The following is a 20,854-nucleotide window of genomic DNA, read 5'->3' as shown; positions in this document are numbered from 1 at the left end:
CCCTAGATTCCCGAAACTCTCGCGACTTACTCTTTCGGACGCTTCGCCCCGTACTTGGAGCGGCCCTGGCGCCGATCTTTGACCCCGGCGGTGTCCAACGTTCCACGAATGATGTGATATCGAACGCCGGGTAAATCCTTGACCCGACCGCCGCGAATCATGACAACCGAGTGTTCCTGCAAGTTGTGTCCGATGCCCGGAATATATGCTGTCACTTCAAAACCAGAGGTGAGCCGCACCCTTGCCACCTTACGAAGTGCTGAATTTGGTTTTTTGGGCGTTGTCGTATAAACACGGGTACACACGCCGCGGCGCTGCGGACAACTCTTGAGAGCTGGAGACTTCGTTTTTTTCAGAGTCTTTTCCCGTGCAGAACGAATGAGTTGCTGTATAGTGGGCATAAGTTACCACATAATCTATCAATTCGGCAGTTTTAAGGGTTGCGGTATCTCCATTGAAATACCCCTCCCCGGGCTGGGGATGGGATTTTCATCTTAATCTATAAGTCAGATGCGGATACCCAAAACTCTATATTAGAGGATGAAACGGCTTTTGGCAAACTTTTTTTTCGGTGGGTGCGGGGGGAGGGGAACATTTCCTTCACGACTTGGAGACAAAGGAGTGACCGCAGCCGCAAGTCCGGGCCGCATTGGGGTTGTCAAATCGAAATCCGCCGCCCATCAAATCTTCCGAGTAGTCGAGGGTCAACCCCTCGATATAGGGCAAGCTCTCGCGGTCTGTCACCACTTGCAGGGGACCGCACTGGCCAACCACGTCCGTCGGCCCCGGGAGCGACTCGAATCCAAACTGGTAGACCCAATCGCAGCATCCGCCCGACTTCACCGCCAACCGAAACAGGAGGTCGGGGTCATTCTGCTTGGATTTCCGGCGCAGCACTTCGTTGAGAGCCGCTTGAGTAATCTCAATCATAGATCGGGGAATGAAGAATGGGGACAAAACCAAAAAAAGTTCGTCGTCAGGGTTTGAGAGTCGTCGGATGTCCGGACTTTCTGGCGATCGGTGTCGTCGAGTCGGAAACGGAGTCCGCCGTCTCAATTAGCCCCATCAGTGTATCATTTCGGCGAATCCGAGACCACCTGCAATCAAGAACCTTCCCAAGCCGTCCCCGATCCTGAAAAGCGGTGGCAACTTGGAAAGGCAGTTAGTCCGAGCATTTAATTAATTGGAGCGTTCGAGGGAACAGTGCGATCGCATTAGCCAGCCCGAGAGTAATCGTCCTGGAAGCGAACGATGTCGTCTTCGCCGAGATATTCTCCGTTTTGAACTTCAATGAGTACCAGGGGAATGACGCCGGGGTTTTCCAGGCGGTGGTTCGTGCATTGGGGGACGTAGGTAGATTGGTTGGAGAAAATCACCTCTTCGTTGTCGCCGCAGGTCACTTTCGCCGTCCCGGAGACCACGATCCAGTGTTCGCTGCGGTGGTGGTGCATTTGCAGGCTGAGGCGGTGTCCGGGGTTGACCTCGATGCGCTTGATCTTGTAGCCGGGCCCCTCTTCGAGAGTCGTAAATGAACCCCAGGGCCGCAGCTCAGTGGCGGCAACAGCTTGAATGGAGGTCGATTTTTCGAGGGCGGAAACTGTTGAACGGTCTTGGGTGGCTACCATAATAATCTTCTGTCCTTAGAAATATAGCGGGCTAAAAACAAGTCAGTTAAAACTCGAGTCGCTGAAGACTCGGGAACTCAAGTGCCGAGGTTATCCGGCCCTTTGAGACCCTATCCAACCATAGCAAACAGATCGGGGGAGATGTCACCCCGTTTCGTCCCCAACTGAAGAATTTCGAGGAAGTTTTATCAAAACTTTACTCAATCGGGCGGGAGCTTTACATTGGGCCGGGGAAATCGGGGGGAGGGAAAGATTAAGAGTCGTCAATTGTCGGCGGTCAATTTGACCCCGATGCCGTTGTGGACGGGGGCTGCGGTCTGCGGGGGGCGATCGATGAGTTGGCCGCCGAGGTAGAGGCCGCTGGAGCTTCCCCCGTCCAAATTGAGGGCTTCGACGGCGCCGAGTTGTCGCATCAGTTCGGCCAGTTCGGCGAGGCTCGGTCCGGTTCCGCCGGGGCTCTGGTGTACGATCGCCAGCAGGAGCCGATCGCCCGATGTCAGTCCCACGGCGCTGCGGATGGCCGCTTGGCGGGCGAACGCATCGCCAAATTGTTCAGCTTTGGCATCCAGGACGATTTTGTGGTTGTGGAGTAACAGCGGACCGGCACCGAGGCCGTGGGGAAAATCGGACCACGGAGCCGGACGGGTGGCGGTTTCCAATCGCACGGGGGTGCCGGGAGACAGGCGCTCGGCGAGTTCGGGTCGGTTTCGCAGGACCAGTAAATAGCCGTCCGGGGGGATGGGAACGGGCGAGAAATGGGGGGATTTGAGGATCTGATAGCCGACGATGCGATCGCCCCGGACGCTGATGGCTATTTCGCGGTCGCCGAAGGGGCGGTAAACCCTTCCCCAGTCGGGGGTGTAGCGGGACAAACCCGCCCGGATGTAGGCGCTATTGAGTTTTTGGATGGGAACGGATTCACCGCCGGGAAGGAGCAACGTTTCGCTGAGGGTGAGGCGGTCCATGAGGATCTGTTTTTCGTCGGTCCAGGCGATCGCGCCCCGGCCGAGGATCGGGCCGGAGATCCAGCGGTTTTGGTGTCGGATTGCCCCGAGGGGAAATTGATTGTTGCGATTGAAAAAGCCGCCGTTGATAGCGGCCGCCACCCCCGCGCGCCCGGCCACTTCCGCCAAAGGAGCCAGCCCCTCGGGCGAGATCTCCCGGGCGCGGATCGGTTCCAGGGAAATCGCCGGTGATTTCAGGTCAATTTCCAGCCAAACCACCGGAAACCGGACGATTTTAGGCAACAGGGCCGGAGAATGGGGGCTGCGAATTTCCACAGATCGCTGTTGCCACCGCAGTCCCGGCGCCCACTGAATGTCCCGTTCCACCCAAAAATCGGGTCGGATCTCGATCGCCAACCGGGGGGGATCGCCGGAGGAACTGACCCGGGGACGCCAACCGGGGGGGGTGCTGAAAATCAATCGTGTCGGTTGAGAGCGGGTATCGATCCAAATTCCCGCCAGGGGATCGCCGTCGATAGGATAAAATGATCCTTCCCGATCCGGATCGGGTCGGGCGTCGAGGGCGATCGACCACCACACCTGCGGTTGGGGGGTCGGTTTCTCGTCCCCTTCGACGGACGGGGATTTGGGGGATTCTTCTTCCGTCTCGGACGGTTCGGTCTGAATGAGTCGTTCTTGTAACTCGAGGGGGAAAGAGGAGGATGAACCGGTTGGGGAGGTCTCGATTTCAGGGGCTTGCCAGGGAACCGGGCGGTCCAATTCGAGGACGAACCGCCGACACGGGGGGGGCGCTTCCGGAAGCGATCGCCCGGGGGTCTCCCCGCAGTCGGGGAGGAGTGTCGTTTCGACATCTCGGAGGGTGGCGGGGGGGAACGTGAGTTCGAGCACCGTGCCCCGGCTCCAGACTTGCCAGCCCTGTTGGCGGGCCAGGTCAGTCAGATCCAAATATCGGTGGCCGTCCCGGTGGAAAGCGGACAACGCGGGGGAGGCTCCGAACCAGCGGACCGGCTGTCGCCCGCTCTCGGCCGTGTCGAGCAATTCGACCCCCGTCGATCGCATCAATCCCAGGTCGGCGACGCCGACGGATTGGCGGTCGGGGTGGCGGGAATCGTTCCACCGGAGCCAGTTGACCGGGATTTCCCGGCCGTTGAGGGCGATGGTCGCCCCCCGCTCTCCGACGGCGACGTTCCCGGCCCAAACCGGACTCCCTCCGAAACCCGACAGCAGGATGGAAAGAGCCAAAATGCCGATCCGAAGCCGTGGAGGCGAAACCGACATTGTGGAGGAGATGTCATCAGATCTAAATTTTTGGGACACTGACACGGAGAATAGCGTGTATCCTAGAGACTACATCTAAATTTTTGCTGAAACCGTAGCTTCAACACCAACAACTGCGGGGTCTCGGCTACATAATAATAGGGATAAGTGAGCGATCCGGGAAGATCAGGCGGATCGTGCGATCGGCCGACCGGGTATCCCTGGGGGGTGAAACGTCACTCAAATTTGACGGTCGGAGTATCCGTAAGTGTCTCCAGCTTGACGGATGGCGACATCCCTCTCCGCCGAATCCCGCCCGACCACCCGTGTGGGGACTCGCTGGCGATCGCCCGAAACGTGGGAGAAATCAGCGACTCATTCGCATCTCGAAATCTTTGAATTTCCTTCAAACTTGCCGGCATTCTCACTGGTTTATAGTCTTAGCAAATGTCGCCGTTTGCCAGCAGGGGCGAGAGAGCGAATCGTCCCGACGACTGAAACTCGATCAGCTTCAGTTCATTTGTAGTAGGGGCAGTGCATCTGTGCGGGCCCTCTATAATTTCGACCCGTGGGGGCAGCGCCTCCGTGCCGAGCCCCGAGACCACTCAAACACCTGTGTACCTGCCCTGAGCAGCTTGGCGCCACTCATACGCATTCGAGATATGGATAACACAAGAAAAAGCGTGAACCGAAATCATCAACCATTCAATCAGGACATCTTTCACCGAGGCACCCCCTACGCCGGCCAGCGGTGGCTGGCCGAAGAGCGGGACGCCTGTGGGGTCGGTTTGATCGCCAATCCCACGGGGGAAGCCAGCCATCAGATCGTCGAGAAGGCCCTGCCGGCCCTCACCTGTCTGGAACACCGGGGGGGGTGCAGCGCCGACTACGACTCCGGGGACGGGGCTGGTTTGATGACGGCGATCCCCTGGGAACTGCTCCAGGGAGACGATACGATTTCAGGAAATCTGGCCGAATTGGAGTCCTTCAAGGGACTGACGGCCGAGCAACTCCGCGCTCGCTACGGCTTGGCGATGGTGTTCCTGCCCCAGGACGAAAACCGGGCGGTGACAGCCAAAAACGTGATCGGGGACGTGCTGGTGCGGGAAAATCTGACCCTGTTGGGGTGGCGGGCCGTGCCGGTGCGTCCGGAAGTTCTCGGCCCGATGGCGCGGGAAAATCAGCCCCGCATCGAACAGGCGATCGTCTCCTCCAACACCGGAAAAACCGGGGACGAGTTGGAGCGGCAACTGTACCTGGCCCGCCGCTCGGCGGGGGTGGCCCTGGCCGAAGTCGGGCTGCACTGGGGAACGGACGTTTATATGTGTTCCTTCTCCTGCCGGACGGTCGTTTACAAGGGGATGGTGCGATCGGCTGTGCTGGGAGACTTCTACACCGACCTGAAAAATCCCCTCTACAAGACCGCCTTCGCCGTCTACCACCGGCGTTTCAGCACCAACACCATGCCCCGGTGGCCCCTGGCGCAGCCGATGCGCCTGCTGGGACACAACGGGGAAATCAACACCCTGCTGGGGAACATCAACTGGATGCGGGCGCGGGAAGGGATTTTGTCCCACACTTATTGGGGCGATCGCCTCGCGACCCTGAAACCCTTCGTGGACGCCGACAACAGCGACTCCGCCAACCTGGATAACGTCATGGAACTGCTGGTGCGGACGGGGCGATCGCCGTCGGAGGCCCTGATGGTCATGGTGCCGGAAGCGTATCAGAACCAGCCCCTCCTCAAAGGCCGGGAAGAAATCGTCGATTTTTACGAATACCACAGCGGCGTCCAAGAACCCTGGGACGGACCGGCCCTGCTGGTGTTCAGCGACGGCAAACAGGTCGGCGCCTGCCTCGACCGCAACGGCCTGCGTCCGGCCCGCTACTGCATCACCCGAGACGGCATGGTGATCGTCGCCTCGGAAGCCGGGGTGGTGGAAATTCCGGAGGCGGAAATTGTGGAAAAAGGCCGCCTGGGTCCGGGCCAGACGATCGCCGTGGACATGGAAACCCACGAAGTCCTGAAAAACTGGGAGATCAAAGATCGCATCGCCCGCCGCCACCCCTACGGCGAATGGCTGAAAACCCACCGCATCGAAGCCAAAGAACAGCCCTTCGTCGAGGAGCGCTCCACGGACGCTCAAACGCTGCTGCGGCAACAGCTCGCCTTCGGCTACGGCTCGGAAGACATCGACATGGTGATCTCCGACATGGCCAGCCAGGGGAAAGAGCCGACCTTCTGCATGGGCGATGACATCCCCCTGGCGGTGCTCTCCGACAAACCCCATTTGCTCTACGACTATTTCAAACAGCGGTTCGCCCAGGTGACGAACCCCCCCATCGACCCCCTGCGGGAGCGGATCGTCATGTCCCTGACTATGCGGTTGGGAGAGCGGGGCAACCTCCTCGATCCCAAACCGGAAGATGCCGGGATGGTCAAGATCGAGTCCCCCGTGCTCAATGAGGCGGAATTGGAGAATATCCGCAATTCGGGCTTCGAGAGCGCCACCCTGTCCACCCTGTATCCGGTTTCGGCCGGACCCGAAGGGTTGAAAGCGGCGGTCGAGGATCTGTGTAAAAAGGCTCAAGAGGCGGTGGATGCGGGCAAAAAGATCCTGATCCTGTGCGATCGCGGTATCGATGCGGAACAAACCTACATCCCGCCCCTGCTGGCTGTCGGCGCGGTTCACCACCACCTGATCGAGACGGGGAGCCGCCTGAAAGGGTCCCTGGTGGTGGATACGGCTCAGTGTTGGAGCACCCACCACTTCGCCTGCCTGATCGGGTACGGCGCCTCGGCTGTCTGCCCCTATTTGGCCTGGGAAAGCGTCCGGGCTTGGTGGGGGGAAACAAAAACCCAAAAGGCGATGGAACGGGGCAAGTTGCCCCAAATTACCGGGGCTGAGGCTCAAAAAAATTACCGCAAGGCGGTGGAAAATGGCCTGCTGAAGATCCTCTCGAAGATGGGGATTTCCCTGCTCTCTTCTTACCAGGGGGCGCAGATTTTTGAGGCGATCGGCATCGGGGACGATTTGCTGGAATTGGGCTTCAAGGGGACGACTTCCCGCATCGGGGGCCTGACGGTGGCGGAGTTGGGCCAGGAGGTGAACCAGTTCCACGCCAAGGCGTTCCCGGAGTTGGAAGCCAAGAAGCTGGAAAATTACGGCTTCGTCAATTTCTTCCGGCGGGGTGAGTACCACGGCAATAGCCCCGATTTGGCGAAGTTGCTGCACGAAGCGGTGCGCGGCGACGGCAAGAGCAACGGCGCTTCCCCGGGGTACGACCACTATGCCACCTATCAAGAATTTCTCAACGATCGGACGGTGTCGGCGTTGCGGGATCTGTTGGATTTTAATAGCGATCGCGACCCGATTTCCGTGGATGAGGTGGAGTCCGTGGCGGATATCGTGACCCGGTTCTGCAGCGGGGGGATGTCTCTGGGGGCGCTGTCTCCCGAGGCCCACGAGACGCTGGCGATCGCCATGAACCGTCTGGGGGGCAAGTCCAACTCCGGCGAAGGGGGCGAAGATCCGACCCGCTTCCCGGTTCTCGAAGACGTGAACGCCGACGGCATTTCCGCCTCCCGCCCCTATTTGAAGGGTCTGAAAAATGGCGACAGCGCCAGTTCCGCTATCAAACAGGTGGCGTCGGGCCGGTTCGGGGTGACGCCGGAATATCTGATGAATGCCAAATCCATCGAAATTAAGGTCGCCCAGGGTGCGAAACCGGGCGAGGGCGGACAGTTGCCGGGACGGAAGGTGAGCCCCTATATCGCTATGTTGCGGCGGTCGAAACCGGGCGTCACCCTGATTTCTCCCCCGCCTCACCACGATATCTATTCCATCGAGGATCTGGCCCAACTGATCTTCGACCTGCACCAGATCAACCCCGAAGCGACGGTTTCGGTGAAGCTGGTGGCGGAAATCGGCATCGGCACGATCGCGGCGGGGGTGGCCAAGGCCAACGCCGACTACATCCAGATCTCCGGACACGACGGCGGCACGGGCGCCTCTCCCCTGTCCTCGATCAAGCACGCCGGCACGCCCTGGGAATTGGGCCTGACGGAGGTGCACCGGGTGCTGATGGACAACAAATTGCGCGATCGCGTGCGGCTGCGGGTGGACGGCGGCCTCAAGTCCGGTTGGGACGTGATCATGGGGGCGCTGATGGGCGCCGAAGAGTTCGGCTTCGGGACGATCGCCATGATCGCCGAGGGCTGCATCATGGCCCGGATTTGCCACACCAACGGCTGTCCGGTGGGCGTCACCACCCAGAAAGAGGAACTGCGGAAGCGCTTCCCGGGAACTCCGGACCACGTGGTGAATTTCTTCTATTTCGTGGGCGAGGAAGTGCGCCAGTTGTTGGCCCGGTTGGGGTATCGTTCTCTGAAGGACATCATCGGGCGATCGGATTTGCTGAAAATGCGCGACGTCCGCCTCACCAAGACCCAGGCTTTGAATCTGGACGTGCTGACGGCGCCCCCCATCTCGGCGGACAACGACTGGCTGAACCACGAGGACGTCCACAGCAACGGCCCGGTTCTGGATGACGTGCTGTTGGAGGATGCCGACATCGCCGCGGCGATTCGCAACCAGGGCAGCGTCAGCAAGACGGTGCGGATTGTCAACACCGATCGCACCGTGGGCGCCCGCATCGCCGGGAAAATTGCGGCGCTGTACGGCAACACCGGCTTCGAGGGACAAATCGCCCTCACGTTCAACGGTTCGGCCGGCCAGAGTTTCGGCGCCTTCAACCTGCCGGGAATGAAACTCACCCTCAACGGCGAGGCGAATGACTATGTGGGTAAAGGGATGCACGGCGGCGAGTTGATCGTCAAACCCGCTCCCGAAAGCGGCCTCGACCCCTCGGAAAACGTCATCGTCGGCAATACCTGCCTGTACGGCGCCACGGGGGGAACCCTGTTCGCCCGGGGACAGGCCGGCGAGCGCTTCGCCGTCCGCAACTCGATGGGACAGGCGGTGATCGAAGGTGCGGGGGACCACTGCTGCGAGTACATGACCGGCGGTGTGGTGGTCGTCCTCGGAAAAGTGGGCCGCAACGTGGGCGCCGGCCAGACCGGCGGCATCGGCTATTTCCTGGACGAGGACGGCAGTTTCCCCGAGTGCGTGAACCCGGAAATTGTCCGCATCCAGCGGGTTTCGACGCACTCAGGGGAGCGGCAGTTGAAGGCGTTGATCGAGCGCCACGCGGAATTTACCGACAGCGCGACGGCGAAGGAGATTTTGGCTCATTGGTCGGATTACCTGCCCAAGTTCTGGCAGGTGGTGCCGCCTTCGGAGGAAAATACTCCGGAAGTTTCGCCGGAAGGCAGCGGTGAAAAAGTGGCGATCGCGGCGTCGTAATTCTTCGTAATTCTGTCAGTTTTTATTGCTCCCCGGTTGCGATCGGGGGGCATTTTTTTACCGAACTGAGGTCACGTGAGGTTAAGCACAGAAGACTCAGCTCGGGAGTTGACACCAATCCATAACTGGCTGTATTATTGTATTATACAAAATGTTCGCAATAAGTTTGCAAGGATAAAGCATCTGTTTTCGTCCGCCCAACCAGTAACTTATATTCATTGGTAAACATGACGGAAAATTACTCGGAATTCTTTGAGCAATGGCTTTCCACAGAACCAAATCCTACATTAGTAGTCCTCAAAGGGCATCTACTGATCGAATGGCTTTTAGAGCAGATGATTTCTCATGCAGTTCAACAGCCAGACCACTTGAAAGGTGCTGATCTTGGATTTCAGCAAAAGTTGTTTATAGCTAGAGCTTTGATTCCTCTTTCTACAAAGATACAAGAAAGTGACTGGTCTGCTATAGAAAATTTGAATAATCTTAGAAACAATTTGGCTCGTGACTTGGACTCTAATACAAATGACAAAAACTTTAGAGATTTTCTGAAATTCCGGAAAACCAATATTGACCTTGCGACTGACATCAACATCGGAGATTCTTTGAAGAAAGAATTGGTGTTTTTAATTGAATTGTTAATTCCTTTTGTAGATGGGCAAAAAATTAAAAATTTAATGTCATCTCAGGAAAACGTAATCGCACAAAACCGAAATATTTCAAGTTTTGAACCCAAAGAAGCAGATCAATTTTTTATTTCTGATAAGCATAGATTGGCATTTTGTCTCCTCAAATATCATGAAGAGAGAGATCTTGAAAAAGAAATAGAGCTAACACAATTGCACTATGTCAATAAAGACAAGGCTAAGAAGTGGCGAGATAAAATGATGGGCTACTTCCATCCCGACAAGAATATCAGTAATGAGTCTTCTCTAAATAACGACGAGATATCTAAAAAAATTAATCTCATCTATAAACGTTTGACAAAGCAAGCATGAACAACAGAAATTTGCCTTCCATTCGACACTATCCATTGGAGAAACTGGTCGAAATAAATGAACTTGAGATTGCTTTGAAAATGACAGAAAAAAAGCTTTCTAAAGAGCATATAATGGGAATTGTTAATGCTTTTTATGCAAACACACAAATATGTGTTAGTGGAATTCCATATATAAGGATACAAGGGTTAGCTGAAATCCTAAGAACTGGTAATTCAGGTGCTGAACAATCTTTAGTATATCAAGGCATACCTGGTCTAATTAGCAAATCTGAAATTCTGAATATAGATGGTTACGAACATATATCAGGTCCGACTTTAATACAACTGATTGAGGTAAGGAAAAGCGTCAAATCAGGAAAAACAAAACAGTACCTACAGATTGCAGAAAGGATATATACAAAGATAGTTAACAACTCCGAAGTCCGAGATGTGAAGGATGTTTTTCTACAAGAGATTTCCAACTATCGCCCATACTTAAAGAAAGAACGTATTGACAAATATGGTATCTCCAGTTGTGAGTTTACTGGAGAGACTTTTAGTTCTACAGAAGAGGTGGATTTTGCTCACATTGATAGTGTGGTAACTAACCCTTTTCGAGCACTTAATGTTGACAATGGAGTGATAATTTTTAAGCACATACACAAGGATTTGACGAAAAATAAAATTCATAACTTTGACGAAATGTACCTTCATTGTTTGGAGAATAATTATTCTGTTTACTGGGCTGAGAGATATGCAGAAGTTTTCCCTCAATAATAATAAGAAGTGAAGATTTATGAATCGCTATAGCATGATGATTCAATGGTCTGATGAAGATCGGCTTTTCCTGGTCACAGTTCCAGAGTTTGCCGATCGCGTCGTCATGCCTTGTACGCACGGAAAAACCCGTGAAGAAGCCATTCGTAACGGTGAAGAAGTGATTGAAATGTACCTGGAAGCTTGGCAGGCAGAAGGGGAGACGATCCCCGAACCCAAGACACTTCAGGTTGTTTGAGAAATCAATGAATCGGCGATAATGGGTAGAGTAATACTGTAACGGTTGGAGTAGAGGTAGCGATGACTGAGTTACTTGAACGTGCAATTGCCAGATTGAAAACTTTGCCGGAAACGGAGCAAAACGCGATCGCTTCAATGATCTTAGACGAAATTGAGGACGAACGGCACTGGGATGAAGCATTCTCCCGTTCTCCAGATATTCTTGCAAAACTCGCAGCTTCAGCGATGGCTGAATATCATGCCGGTGAAACCGAAGAACTCGACCCGGAGACGTTGTGAAGTCACGGACTACTGCCCAATTTCGCCAATTGTTTGCTGATTTGCCAAAACCTATTGAATTTGGGGAAACGGGGAGTATGAAAACTTTGGAGGAAATCCAGCAATGGCTGGTGCTGCATCGGTCGGTTTTGCAGGAACGTTATCACGTTCGGGAATTGGGGATTTTCGGCTCTTATGTCAGACAAGAGCAGACGGAAACGAGCGATGTAGATGTGTTGGTCGAATTTTCCGAGACACCCAGCTTGTTGAAGTTCATCAATTTAGAGAATTATCTCAGCGATAATTTGGGGGTCAAGGTGGACTTGGTGCATAAGTCCGGGTTGAAGCCGCGCATTGGCGATCGCATTTTGACAATGGAGTAATATTGTAACGGATAATAACTTCTAGATTAGTGGAGTTGGCTCATGTCCGATCTTTTTAACAGAATCACAGTTAACCCCAAACAGTGCGGGGGTCGCCCCTGCATCCGAGGGATGAGAATTCGGGTATCGGATGTATTGGATCTGTTTGCGGCGGGTTTGAGTGCCGGAGAAATTTTAGAAGAAATGCCCGATCTCGAAGCAGATGATTTAAAGGCATCTCTTTTGTATGCCTCCCGGAAACTCAATCATCCGGTCTTAGTGCCATGACGATTTGGGTAGATGCACACCTCTCCCCCGCAATCGCAAACTGGATTACAGACACATTTGGAGTTGAAGCAGTAGCATTACGAGATCTGGGACTAAGAGATGCTGAAGATCCTGAAATTTTTGAGACTGCAAAAGCACTGGAAGTTATTGTCATGACCAAAGATAGTGACTTCGTGGATTTGGTGGAGCGACTGGGTTCACCACCACAAATTATTTGGTTGACTTGTGGCAATACCTCCAATGCTCGGTTACGCGAAATTCTGAGCCAGACATTGCCCAGAGCACTAGAACTTTTGGAAGCTGGCGAAGCATTGGTGGAAATCAGCAATTTCGGCGATGGCTGAATGTCATACTACTATCTGAATAGATCATGAAAAAAATTGAAACTTACCCTTGGGATGCGGCGGAGCATCTGGAAACGAAAGAAGACATCGCTTCCTATCTGGAAGCTGCCCTTGAAGATGGCGATCCGGCGGTGCTAGTTGCGGCACTTAAGGATATTGTCCGATCGCAAGGGATGATACAGATTGCCCGGGAAACAGGACACGATCGCGCAATTATTGACAAAGTTTTATCGGCTAAAGAAGATCCGGATTTGGCGACAGTTATTAAGCTTTTACAAACACTGGGTTTGCGTTTACAAGTTGTGATGATTTAGCTCACATTATATAAACTTTAAAAAAGGTGCGTTCCCATTCATCAATCGGTTGATAAAGTCATGTGATTTGAGGGAACGCACCCGACTGTCAGGCTTCTTTGAAAAATCGGACGATCTCGCGAACGTGGTTGAGCACTTGTCCGTCTTCTCGCATCTGGGCGATCGCGTTTTCGGCGGTTCGACTCAGGCGATCGTGTTCCGATTTATTGTCGGCTTTCAGGGTTTGGATATCGGCCGATAGGCGGGTGAGTTCATTTTGGATGAAAGCGGCTTTTTTCTCCTGTTGAGATGCCCAAGAACTGGGATTGTCCCGGTCGATACTTTGTTCGATTAATTTGACCGCCGCTTCGAGCTTTTTTACCCGTCCTCGCAACTCCACAACGTCTTCCCGGGGATAAGAAAATTCGCGGCGAACCATCGACAGGCGGGCGACTAAATATTGATAACCGCGCAAAGCCGGACGTAAAATGGTCAGCAACAATGCCGCCGCCGAACCGACGTAGCCGACGACGGTTATTCCCGCCATTGATAACCCGTACAAACCGATCGCGGACAGGAGGTGGAGGGCGATCGCAACCCACAGAGAACGGCGGGCTAATTGGCTCACATATTGCCGCTGTTTGTCGTCAATTCGGATACCTTTTTTGTCGGACTCCTCCGCCTCCGCCATCACTTCTTTGGCATCAAAGTGGACGTTCCAGGGAACCGTCACAATTAACAGCAGCCACCAGAACGTTACCCCCCCGATAATCCAATCTAAAAAGTTGCCGGAGGGAATGTGCAGCCACTGGAGAATTGAAAAGGTGAGCAGTAAAATTAGAACCAGTCCGGCGGTAAAATAGGCGAAATTTATGGGCGATTTCATAACCGATTTTTCCTCAATTCGGAATTGCCCCCATTATCGGAAGGCGATCGCACCCCGAGGGCGATCGCTGTGACAGTCCGTGAGATGGCATAAACCCGACAAACGCAAACGATGACAATCCAGATTCGACCGGCAAAACTAATGGCGATCGCATCCGAGTTTGTGACGGTTTAAAAATTGACCGATCGGCGATTTGAATTCAAAAAAATATAGTATGGCAACTGACAAGGGGGTTGGGACACGATTACTCCGAACGAGTCCACTTAAATAGACTTTTGCTATCAGCCTTGAAATTCATTTCAAGGTGGGTCTAAAATTAGCCGATCTGTCCCAACCGTTCTGTCGATCGCCATACAATTCATCACTTTACACTCCGACAAAAGAATCGAGTCCAAATCCTTCCCCGGGAAACCGAAAAACAAAAAGAATGATTCTTTTTTCGATCCCCTTAATCCATGAAAATTCAATGCTTTTGACTTTTGAATTTTGACTTTTGATTTTTCAACCCATTCCCCATTTCCTCTTTTTATGGTAATCTTCCCGTATCTAGAATTGTAGGGTAAACGACAACTGCGGGAGAGCATGACCAAACCGACGGGAAAAGTTTATTTGGTGGGGGCGGGCTTAGGAAATATCGCCTATTTGAGCGTCAAAGCCTATCACTTGCTCATGAATGCCGACGTGCTGGTTTACGATGCGTTGGTCGATGAATCCATTTTGCCGCTGCTGCCGCCCGACTGTTTGAAACTGCACGTCGGAAAGCGGGGGGGACAGCCGAGCACGCCCCAAGATAAAATCAATCATTTGTTGGTCGAACATTGCCGAAAGGGACGGCAAGTGCTGCGGCTCAAAGGGGGCGATCCGTTCATTTTCGGACGCACGAGTGCAGAAATTCAAGCCCTGATCGCGGCTGAGTGCGAGTTTGAAGTCGTCCCGGGGATTTCTTCGGCGTTAGCCGCACCCCTGCTGGCGGGAATTCCCCTCACGGATCCGGTGATGAGCCGCTGTTTTGCGGTGATGACGGCCCACGACCCGGACGCCCTGAATTGGGCGAGTCTGGCGGAACTCGACACCCTGGTTTTGATGATGGGGTCGCGAAATTTGGAGGCGGTTGTCCGCCAACTCAAACACCACGGCCGATCGCCCCAAACTCCCGTTGCCATTATCCGGCGCGGCGGACGGCCCAACCAGCAGGTCTGGATCGGGACGTTGGACGATATTTTAGACCAGACATGGGAAGAATCTTTATCCCCCAGCGTGATTGTCGTGGGGGATGTGGTGGAACTGCGATCCTACCTCACCCCCCAGGGCGATTCCCAACCGATCGCACCCCTGTTGGGCCAGACGGTTTTAGTGACGCGATCGCAATCTTCCTCCGGCCAATTCCGCACCCTCCTGGAACGACAGGGGGCGAAGGTGGTGGAAATGCCGACGCTGGTGATCCGCGAGCCCTCCACCTGGGAACCCCTCGATCGCGCGATCGCCGATTTCGATTTCGACTGGCTGCTGCTGACTTCGGCCAACGGGGTGTCTTACTTTTTTGAACGGCTGATGGCCGCCGGAAAGGACAGTCGCGCCCTCGCCGGGACGAAAATTGCCGTGGTGGGCAAAAAAACCGCCGCCAGCCTGCGGGAGTGGGGCCTGCAACCGGATTTTATCCCCCCGGATTTCGTGGCCGATTCCCTGGTGGAACATTTCCCCGAACCCGTCGCCGGACGGCGGATGCTGTTTCCCCGGGTGGAAAGCGGGGGGCGAGAGGTGTTGGTGCAGGAGTTGACGGCGGCGGGGGCGACGGTGGTGGAGGTGCCGGCTTACGAGTCCGGTTGTCCCGAGGCGATCGCGCCGGAGGCTTGGGATGCCATCCAAAACGGACAAATTGATATTGTCACTTTCGCCAGTTCCAAGACGGTGCGGAATTTTTGTAAACTTCTGGAAGGGGCTGCGGGTGAGTCTTTGAACGATCTGATGGCGGCTGGGGCGATCGCTTCCATCGGACCCCAAACCTCGGAAACCTGCCGGGAGTTGCTGGGCCGGGTGGACGTGGAAGCCCGGGAATATACCCTGGAGGGACTCACCGAGGCGATCGTAGCCTGGGTTAAAAATGAATTGTAACTGTCCGATCCGAACAAATTTTCCCGGCTCACGTCGGAAAATAGATATATTGCTGCACCCAGGAAATGGGAAATGGAAGCGGAGCCCCTACTCCCTACTCCCCACTCCCCACTCCCTAATCCCGCAGCCTCGATCGCAACTCAACAGGGATGGAACCATGCTCAACTTGGGTTTTTCTCGCTTTGACTCCCTCGCCCCCATTTTGACGGGGATGGCGGCTGTTACGGCCGTTGTCGTCAGTGCTCAGATGCCGGCGGCGGCTAAAACCGCCCAGGAGGTGGCCGAAATTGCCGCGCCGATCGCGGTACAAATTAACAGCCCCCTCGGAGATGGTTCGGGGGTGATTATTGCTAAAAAAGATAATATTTATACGGTGTTGACGGTCAACCATGTGGTGGAAGAACCCGAGGTCGCTTACCACGTCCGTACCCATGACGGGGAAAGTTACCCAGCCACCCGCGTCACTCGCCTCCAGACGGCGGCGGAGGACCCGGACTTGGCTGTGGTGGAGTTCGAGAGTCCCCGGGACTATCCCACCGCCATTTTGGGGGATTCCGAACGGGTGGCGATCGGGGTGCAGATTTACGTCTATGCTTATCCGGCCACCGGGGGCCTGACGGGGGCCGATCGCGAGCCGGAACTGTCGCCGGGACTGGTGACGAGCCGGCCCAGAAATCGCCCGGAGGGCTACAATTTGCGGTATCAGGCGGTGACGTGGAGCGGGATGAGTGGGGGGCCCGTTTTTGACTCCGAAGGCCGGGTGGTGGGGCTGCACGGCCAGGGTGAGTTCGGATTCGCCCAAACCAGTTCCGGGGACGTCACTCCCATCAAGACGGGGTTCAATGCGGCGGTCCCGATCAATTTGTTTGTCGAACGGCTGACGGCGACGGAGTTGAGCGCGGCGGATTTGAATATGGACACCGACGCCGATCCGGCGGAGGCGAGTCCCGTTTCTTTGGACGACCCCCAGGACGCCCGGGCGTTTTACTTTCGGGGGTTGACGCTACTGGACCGGGGCTATGCGTGGGAGGCGATCGCGGATTTTAACCGCTCCCTGGAGTTGAATCCCGATTCGCCGGAGGCTTATTTTAATTTGGGGTTGGCTCGGACGCTGCTGGTGGTGGACGAACCGACTCGCGGCCCGAATCCCATCGAGGACTACACCCGGGCGATCGAATTGAATCCGGGTTACGCCGATGCGTACTACAATCGCGGGTTGGCTTACATCCGCCGGGACAATTTTGACGCGGCCCTGGCCGACTTTCGCAAGGCGGCGGAACTGTATGAACAATTGGGGCGGGAGGATTCTTATCAGGATTCGCGCGATCGCATCCGGGAACTCGAGGAGATCGGACCCGAGTCTTGAACCCGGGAGAAGCGGGAAGGACGGGAACCGGGGACGGTGATTTCGTTCCCGGCTTTTCTTTTGGGCGGTTCGACGGGACGCGGCGCGGATCGCCTCTCTTCCATGAATTATACTGGGTTTGGAAATCTCAGTTCGATCCGTAATGGATACGGTGGCGGTGAATCAGTCCAAAACATCTCCTCAATTTGACGGGGGATCGGACCGAACAGGGGATCTACAATTCATGGCTTGATAATTGGCAAGATATGGCACTACGCATCTTGATTGGGACATTGGACAAAGCTGAAAAGCCCTTGCCATCAGCTTTTGACTTTTGACTTTTGACTTTTGACTTGCGCGTAGCGCCATAACGACCGGCAGAGATTGGTTGCACCGTCTTCAAGTCACTGGTGAAAGCGTCTACCCTTTCCGAATGAATGAGCAAACCCGTAATTCTCTGTGTCGATGATGAACCGATGATTTTGGAGACTCTGAAGCGGCTGCTTCGGAGATCGTTCGGGACAAAATATCAAGTCGAGTTGGCCGGAAGCGGGGAAGAAGCGATCGCATCGGCGCAGAAATTGCTCGAATCGGGGAAAGAACTGGCGGTCGTCATTTCGGATTATCAGATGCCGAAGTTGCGGGGAGATGAAGTTCTGAAAACCATCCATCACCTCTCTCCAAATACTCTCAATATCATGCTGACGGGTCAGGCGGATGTTGAGGGGATTTTTAATGCGATAAAATACGCAAAACTCTATCGCTACATTTCTAAACCTTGGGAAAATGAGGATTTGACGTTGACGGTGACGGAGGCGATCAATAGTTTCTACCAACAAAAGCAACTCGCCGACCAAAACCGGCAATTGCAAGAGATGAATCGCGCTTTGGAATTGTTGACGCAAGACCAAGGGGAATTGATCGAATCTTTGGGACGGGCAGAACGGAAATATCGCAGCATTTTTGAAAATGCGTTGGAGGGGATTTTTCAAATTTCGATTGAGGGTAAGTTTTTGAGTGCGAATCCCACCCTGGCGGGAATTTACGGCTACGATTCCCCCGGGGATTTGATGACCTCGATAACGGATGTCAAAAAGCAATTGTATATTTCCCCTAATCGCTGGGATGAATTGCTCGAAATTTTGCGCGATCGCGGCGAAGTTTCCCGGTTTGAATCCCAGGTTTATCACCGGGACGGCCGCCCGATTTGGATCTCGGAAAGCGCCCGGGTGGTTGATGATGAGAAGGGCAATATTCTTTATTATCAAGGATTTGTAGAAGATATCACGGAACGGAAGCGGGCGGAGGCGGAACTGGAACGGTTCACCTCGGAATTATTTGAACTGAATCAGTCGTTTTTTCGCTTCGTCCCCCACCAGTTTTTGCAATATCTCGGCAAAGATAGCATTGTTGACGTTCAACTCGGGGATAATGTCGAGCGGGAAATGTCCGTTTTATTTGCGGATATCCGCGATTTTACGACCCTCTCAGAACAGATGAACCCGGAGGATAATTTCAAGTTTATCAACGCCTATTTATCCCACGTCGAACCGGCGATCGCGGAATATCGCGGCTTCATCGACAAGTACATCGGGGACGAGATTATGGCGTTATTCAGCCACAGTGCGGACGATGCCGTGAGGGCCGGAATTCGGGTGCTGCAACTCCTCGCAGAATACAACAAAACCCGCCAGCGGCCCGATCGCCCCCCTATCGAAATCGGCATCGGCATCAACACCGGACAACTGATGCTTGGAACCGTGGGGGGCAAATCTCGGATGGACGGGACGGTGATCGGAGATGCGGTGAATTTGGCGTCCCGCTTGGAAGGGTTGACCAAAAATTACGGCGTTTCTCTCCTCATTTCCCACTACACGTTTATCCGCCTCGAACGCCTCCACGAATACGGCATCCGACTCATCGATCGCGTCCAGGTGAAGGGGAAGTTAAAAATGGTGTCCGTGTTTGAAGTGTTCGACGCCGATCCGCCGAAAGTGCGGCGGGGAAAACAGGCGACCAAAACCCTATTTGAACGGGCGTTACTGCACTATTATTTGGGGGAAATTCGGGATGCGATCGCCCTGTTTGACGCCTGTCTGCGGCAGAATCCCCAAGATAAAGTCGCCCGCATTTACCGCCGGCGATGTTTGGGAAATGTTTGATGCCGCCTCTCTCTGGCGCCTATCAGAGAATTAGTTGAGAGTAGATATCATTAAGTTCGGTGCGATCGCCACTGAAAGTCTTGAGTTGAACGAATAACGGCATTCTTTCACCCCGTCCGCCAATCGGGGTAAAAGCTATAACCAGAGGAAGTTTGAGGGCTTGCATTGTCCCGGCGACGGCCGTCGGTCGGGTCGCGCCGGACTCTGTTCTTAACATAACTTAACAATCAATTTGTTGAAAAATAGTCTGAATTGTGTTGCAATCAGCTTAATGACAATCTAAGTCAACAAATTCCGAGGCTGGCCCTCGGAACCCCCTGGCCGTTCCAGATATTTGTTGCACTTTCTACAGCCTGACTGGAAGGAGCTGTTATGACGAACGGACTCTTTTGGACTCCGCTGATGCGATCGCTCGGCTGGTCTTCCGAGGCCACTCCCGAAACCGGCGCCCCCTTGCTGGCGGGGAACATCCGCTTCAAGGACCTCTCCGGACGCTTGCTGGGAGCCCACGTCGCCCACGCAGGGCTGATCGTGCTGTGGGCCGGGGCGATGACCCTGTTCGAGCTGTCCCGGTTCGATCCCGGTTTGCCCATGTACGATCAGGGACTCATTTTGCTGCCCAACCTGGCCCGCCTCGGCATCGGGGTCGGAGATGGCGGGGTCGTGGTAGATACCTACCCCTATTACGCGATCGCCATGCTGCACCTGGTCAGCTCGGCGGTGCTGGGGGCGGGCGGACTCTACCACGCCGTACTTGGGCCGGCCAAACTGAACCGAAACGGCTTCGGCTACGACTGGCAAGACGGCCGCAAGATGACCACCATCCTGGGCATCCACCTGGTGATCCTGGGGGCGGGCGCCCTGCTGCTGGTGCTCAAAGCCACCCGGTTCGGCGGCATTTACGACCCCCTGGCGGAACAGGTGCGGCTGGTGCAGCCCAACCTCGACCCGGGGCGGATTTTCGGCTACCTGTTCGGCATCACCCCCCACGGGTGGGCGATCGCGGGTATGGCCGCCGTGGACAACGTGGAAGATATCGTCGGCGGGCACGTCTGGGTGGGCCTGCTGTGCGTCGCCGGAGGCCTGTTTCACATCGTCACCGAACCCTTCGCCTGGGCGAAAGCGCGGCTGGTGTGGTCCGGCGAGGCTTACCTATCCTACAGCCTGGGCGCCCTGGCGATCGCGGGTTTCAGCGTCGCGGTCTTCGTCTCCGTCAACGAGGTCGCCTATCCCACCGCCTTCTACGGCCCGGTCGGCGGCACCCAAGAATCCATCCGCACCGCCCTGGCCAGCGTCCACGCCACCCTCGGCTCCCTGGCCCTGCTGGGGCACCTCTGGCACGCCTATCGCTCCCTGAGCGTTTCCCTGGGCAGTACCCGAGGCACGTTTTTCGACATCGTGGCGAACCGGAAGCCCAGCTTCGTCGAGAGTGTGGCGGAAGGATGACCGGCAACCCTATAAGGTTGCCCCCACGGTTGTCCTCACCGGCAACCCTATAAGGTTGCCCCCACGGTTGTCCTCACCGGCAACCCTATAAGGTTGCCCCCACGGTTGTCTTTACCGGCAACCCTATAAGGTTGCCCCCACGGTTGTCTTTA

At 55.0% G+C, this 20,854-nt stretch carries 19 protein-coding genes; 13 read left to right on the top strand and 6 right to left on the bottom strand.

Features of this window, described 5'->3' with window-relative positions:
- Positions 1-26: 26 nt before the first annotated feature.
- From rpsL to LKE08_RS03480, 4 genes are all read right to left on the bottom strand, one after another.
- The gene (gene rpsL, locus LKE08_RS03495) at positions 27-401 is read right to left on the bottom strand and encodes a 30S ribosomal protein S12 (protein WP_324702808.1); all 375 of its coding nucleotides are present in this window, start codon (positions 399-401) and stop codon (positions 27-29) included.
- 199 nt (positions 402-600) lie between these two features.
- Entirely contained in the window at positions 601-930 is a 330-nt protein-coding gene (locus tag LKE08_RS03490; RefSeq protein ID WP_324702807.1) for an iron-sulfur cluster assembly accessory protein, read from the bottom strand.
- Between the two features lie 284 nt (positions 931-1,214).
- Complete coding sequence (locus LKE08_RS03485; protein WP_324702806.1) at positions 1,215-1,625, bottom strand: phosphomannose isomerase type II C-terminal cupin domain; 411 nt, start codon at positions 1,623-1,625, stop codon at positions 1,215-1,217.
- A 263-nt stretch (positions 1,626-1,888) separates the two neighbouring features.
- Positions 1,889-3,832, bottom strand: a complete 1,944-nt coding sequence (locus LKE08_RS03480; protein WP_324702805.1) for a phosphodiester glycosidase family protein — start codon at positions 3,830-3,832, stop codon at positions 1,889-1,891.
- Positions 3,833-4,509: 677 nt separating this feature from the next.
- Between LKE08_RS03480 and gltB the strand changes: the two genes are divergently transcribed.
- The 9 genes from gltB to LKE08_RS03435 all read left to right on the top strand — a co-directional run bounded on the left by gltB (position 4,510) and on the right by LKE08_RS03435 (position 12,772).
- Entirely contained in the window at positions 4,510-9,213 is a 4,704-nt protein-coding gene (gltB, locus tag LKE08_RS03475; RefSeq protein ID WP_324702804.1) for a glutamate synthase large subunit, read from the top strand.
- Positions 9,214-9,440: 227 nt separating this feature from the next.
- A complete protein-coding gene (locus LKE08_RS03470) occupies positions 9,441-10,208 on the top strand; it encodes a hypothetical protein (protein ID WP_324702803.1) in 768 nt (255 codons plus the stop codon).
- Positions 10,205-10,966: a hypothetical protein gene (locus LKE08_RS03465; protein WP_324702802.1), complete on the top strand. Its 762-nt coding sequence runs from the start codon at positions 10,205-10,207 to the stop codon at positions 10,964-10,966. The genes LKE08_RS03470 and LKE08_RS03465 overlap by 4 nt, the downstream gene beginning before the upstream one ends.
- A 19-nt stretch (positions 10,967-10,985) precedes the next feature.
- Entirely contained in the window at positions 10,986-11,204 is a 219-nt protein-coding gene (locus LKE08_RS03460) for a type II toxin-antitoxin system HicB family antitoxin (protein WP_324702801.1), read from the top strand.
- Between the two features lie 62 nt (positions 11,205-11,266).
- Entirely contained in the window at positions 11,267-11,485 is a 219-nt protein-coding gene (locus LKE08_RS03455; RefSeq protein WP_324702800.1) for a hypothetical protein, read from the top strand.
- A 77-nt stretch (positions 11,486-11,562) separates the two neighbouring features.
- Positions 11,563-11,847 carry a nucleotidyltransferase family protein gene (locus LKE08_RS03450; RefSeq protein ID WP_324702799.1) on the top strand — a complete coding sequence of 95 codons (285 nt, stop codon included), beginning with the start codon at positions 11,563-11,565 and terminating at the stop codon, positions 11,845-11,847.
- Positions 11,848-11,889: 42 nt separating this feature from the next.
- A complete protein-coding gene (locus LKE08_RS03445) occupies positions 11,890-12,114 on the top strand; it encodes a DUF433 domain-containing protein (protein WP_324702798.1) in 225 nt (74 codons plus the stop codon).
- On the top strand, positions 12,111-12,458 hold the full coding sequence (locus LKE08_RS03440; protein WP_324702797.1) for a DUF5615 family PIN-like protein: 348 nt from the start codon (positions 12,111-12,113) through the stop codon (positions 12,456-12,458). Before LKE08_RS03445 ends, LKE08_RS03440 begins: the two co-directional genes overlap by 4 nt.
- Before the next feature lie 26 nt (positions 12,459-12,484).
- Positions 12,485-12,772 carry an addiction module antidote protein gene (locus LKE08_RS03435; RefSeq protein WP_324702796.1) on the top strand — a complete coding sequence of 96 codons (288 nt, stop codon included), beginning with the start codon at positions 12,485-12,487 and terminating at the stop codon, positions 12,770-12,772.
- An 88-nt stretch (positions 12,773-12,860) separates the two neighbouring features.
- Here the strand turns inward: LKE08_RS03435 and LKE08_RS03430 are convergent, their stop codons facing one another.
- Entirely contained in the window at positions 12,861-13,637 is a 777-nt protein-coding gene (locus LKE08_RS03430) for a hypothetical protein (protein ID WP_324702795.1), read from the bottom strand.
- A 582-nt stretch (positions 13,638-14,219) separates the two neighbouring features.
- Here LKE08_RS03430 and cobA point away from each other — a divergent pair.
- From cobA to LKE08_RS03415, 3 genes are all read left to right on the top strand, one after another.
- Positions 14,220-15,749, top strand: coding sequence for a uroporphyrinogen-III C-methyltransferase (gene cobA, locus LKE08_RS03425; RefSeq protein ID WP_324702794.1), 1,530 nt, complete (start codon positions 14,220-14,222; stop codon positions 15,747-15,749).
- Positions 15,750-15,906: 157 nt separating this feature from the next.
- Positions 15,907-17,115 carry a tetratricopeptide repeat-containing serine protease family protein gene (locus LKE08_RS03420; protein WP_324702793.1) on the top strand — a complete coding sequence of 403 codons (1,209 nt, stop codon included), beginning with the start codon at positions 15,907-15,909 and terminating at the stop codon, positions 17,113-17,115.
- 416 nt (positions 17,116-17,531) lie between these two features.
- Positions 17,532-19,256, top strand: a complete 1,725-nt coding sequence (locus tag LKE08_RS03415) for a PAS domain S-box protein (protein WP_324702792.1) — start codon at positions 17,532-17,534, stop codon at positions 19,254-19,256.
- 22 nt (positions 19,257-19,278) lie between these two features.
- Here the strand turns inward: LKE08_RS03415 and LKE08_RS03410 are convergent, their stop codons facing one another.
- Positions 19,279-19,473, bottom strand: a complete 195-nt coding sequence (locus LKE08_RS03410; RefSeq protein ID WP_324702791.1) for a hypothetical protein — start codon at positions 19,471-19,473, stop codon at positions 19,279-19,281.
- A gap of 155 nt (positions 19,474-19,628) precedes the next feature.
- Between LKE08_RS03410 and LKE08_RS03405 the strand changes: the two genes are divergently transcribed.
- Positions 19,629-20,702, top strand: coding sequence for a chlorophyll a/b binding light-harvesting protein (locus tag LKE08_RS03405; protein WP_324702790.1), 1,074 nt, complete (start codon positions 19,629-19,631; stop codon positions 20,700-20,702).
- Positions 20,703-20,854: the final 152 nt, after the last annotated feature.

This window comes from Lyngbya sp. CCY1209, from assembly GCF_035615495.1.
Lineage (GTDB): Bacteria > Cyanobacteriota > Cyanobacteriia > Cyanobacteriales > Microcoleaceae > Limnospira.
This window is presented reverse-complemented; position numbering and strand designations above follow the sequence as displayed.

What these genes read in the sequence shown, in the direction of transcription:
- rpsL (WP_324702808.1), bottom strand. Translation starts at nt 401, where the DNA reads ATGCCCACTATACAGCAACTCATTCGTTCTGCACGGGAAAAGACTCTG.
- LKE08_RS03490 (WP_324702807.1), bottom strand. Translation starts at nt 930, where the DNA reads ATGATTGAGATTACTCAAGCGGCTCTCAACGAAGTGCTGCGCCGGAAA.
- LKE08_RS03485 (WP_324702806.1), bottom strand. Translation starts at nt 1,625, where the DNA reads ATGGTAGCCACCCAAGACCGTTCAACAGTTTCCGCCCTCGAAAAATCG.
- gltB (WP_324702804.1), top strand. Translation starts at nt 4,510, where the DNA reads ATGGATAACACAAGAAAAAGCGTGAACCGAAATCATCAACCATTCAAT.
- LKE08_RS03470 (WP_324702803.1), top strand. Translation starts at nt 9,441, where the DNA reads ATGACGGAAAATTACTCGGAATTCTTTGAGCAATGGCTTTCCACAGAA.
- LKE08_RS03465 (WP_324702802.1), top strand. Translation starts at nt 10,205, where the DNA reads ATGAACAACAGAAATTTGCCTTCCATTCGACACTATCCATTGGAGAAA.
- LKE08_RS03460 (WP_324702801.1), top strand. Translation starts at nt 10,986, where the DNA reads ATGAATCGCTATAGCATGATGATTCAATGGTCTGATGAAGATCGGCTT.
- LKE08_RS03455 (WP_324702800.1), top strand. Translation starts at nt 11,267, where the DNA reads ATGACTGAGTTACTTGAACGTGCAATTGCCAGATTGAAAACTTTGCCG.
- LKE08_RS03450 (WP_324702799.1), top strand. Translation starts at nt 11,563, where the DNA reads ATGAAAACTTTGGAGGAAATCCAGCAATGGCTGGTGCTGCATCGGTCG.
- LKE08_RS03445 (WP_324702798.1), top strand. Translation starts at nt 11,890, where the DNA reads ATGTCCGATCTTTTTAACAGAATCACAGTTAACCCCAAACAGTGCGGG.
- LKE08_RS03440 (WP_324702797.1), top strand. Translation starts at nt 12,111, where the DNA reads ATGACGATTTGGGTAGATGCACACCTCTCCCCCGCAATCGCAAACTGG.
- LKE08_RS03435 (WP_324702796.1), top strand. Translation starts at nt 12,485, where the DNA reads ATGAAAAAAATTGAAACTTACCCTTGGGATGCGGCGGAGCATCTGGAA.
- LKE08_RS03430 (WP_324702795.1), bottom strand. Translation starts at nt 13,637, where the DNA reads ATGAAATCGCCCATAAATTTCGCCTATTTTACCGCCGGACTGGTTCTA.
- cobA (WP_324702794.1), top strand. Translation starts at nt 14,220, where the DNA reads ATGACCAAACCGACGGGAAAAGTTTATTTGGTGGGGGCGGGCTTAGGA.
- LKE08_RS03420 (WP_324702793.1), top strand. Translation starts at nt 15,907, where the DNA reads ATGCTCAACTTGGGTTTTTCTCGCTTTGACTCCCTCGCCCCCATTTTG.
- LKE08_RS03415 (WP_324702792.1), top strand. Translation starts at nt 17,532, where the DNA reads ATGAGCAAACCCGTAATTCTCTGTGTCGATGATGAACCGATGATTTTG.
- LKE08_RS03410 (WP_324702791.1), bottom strand. Translation starts at nt 19,473, where the DNA reads ATGTTAAGAACAGAGTCCGGCGCGACCCGACCGACGGCCGTCGCCGGG.
- LKE08_RS03405 (WP_324702790.1), top strand. Translation starts at nt 19,629, where the DNA reads ATGACGAACGGACTCTTTTGGACTCCGCTGATGCGATCGCTCGGCTGG.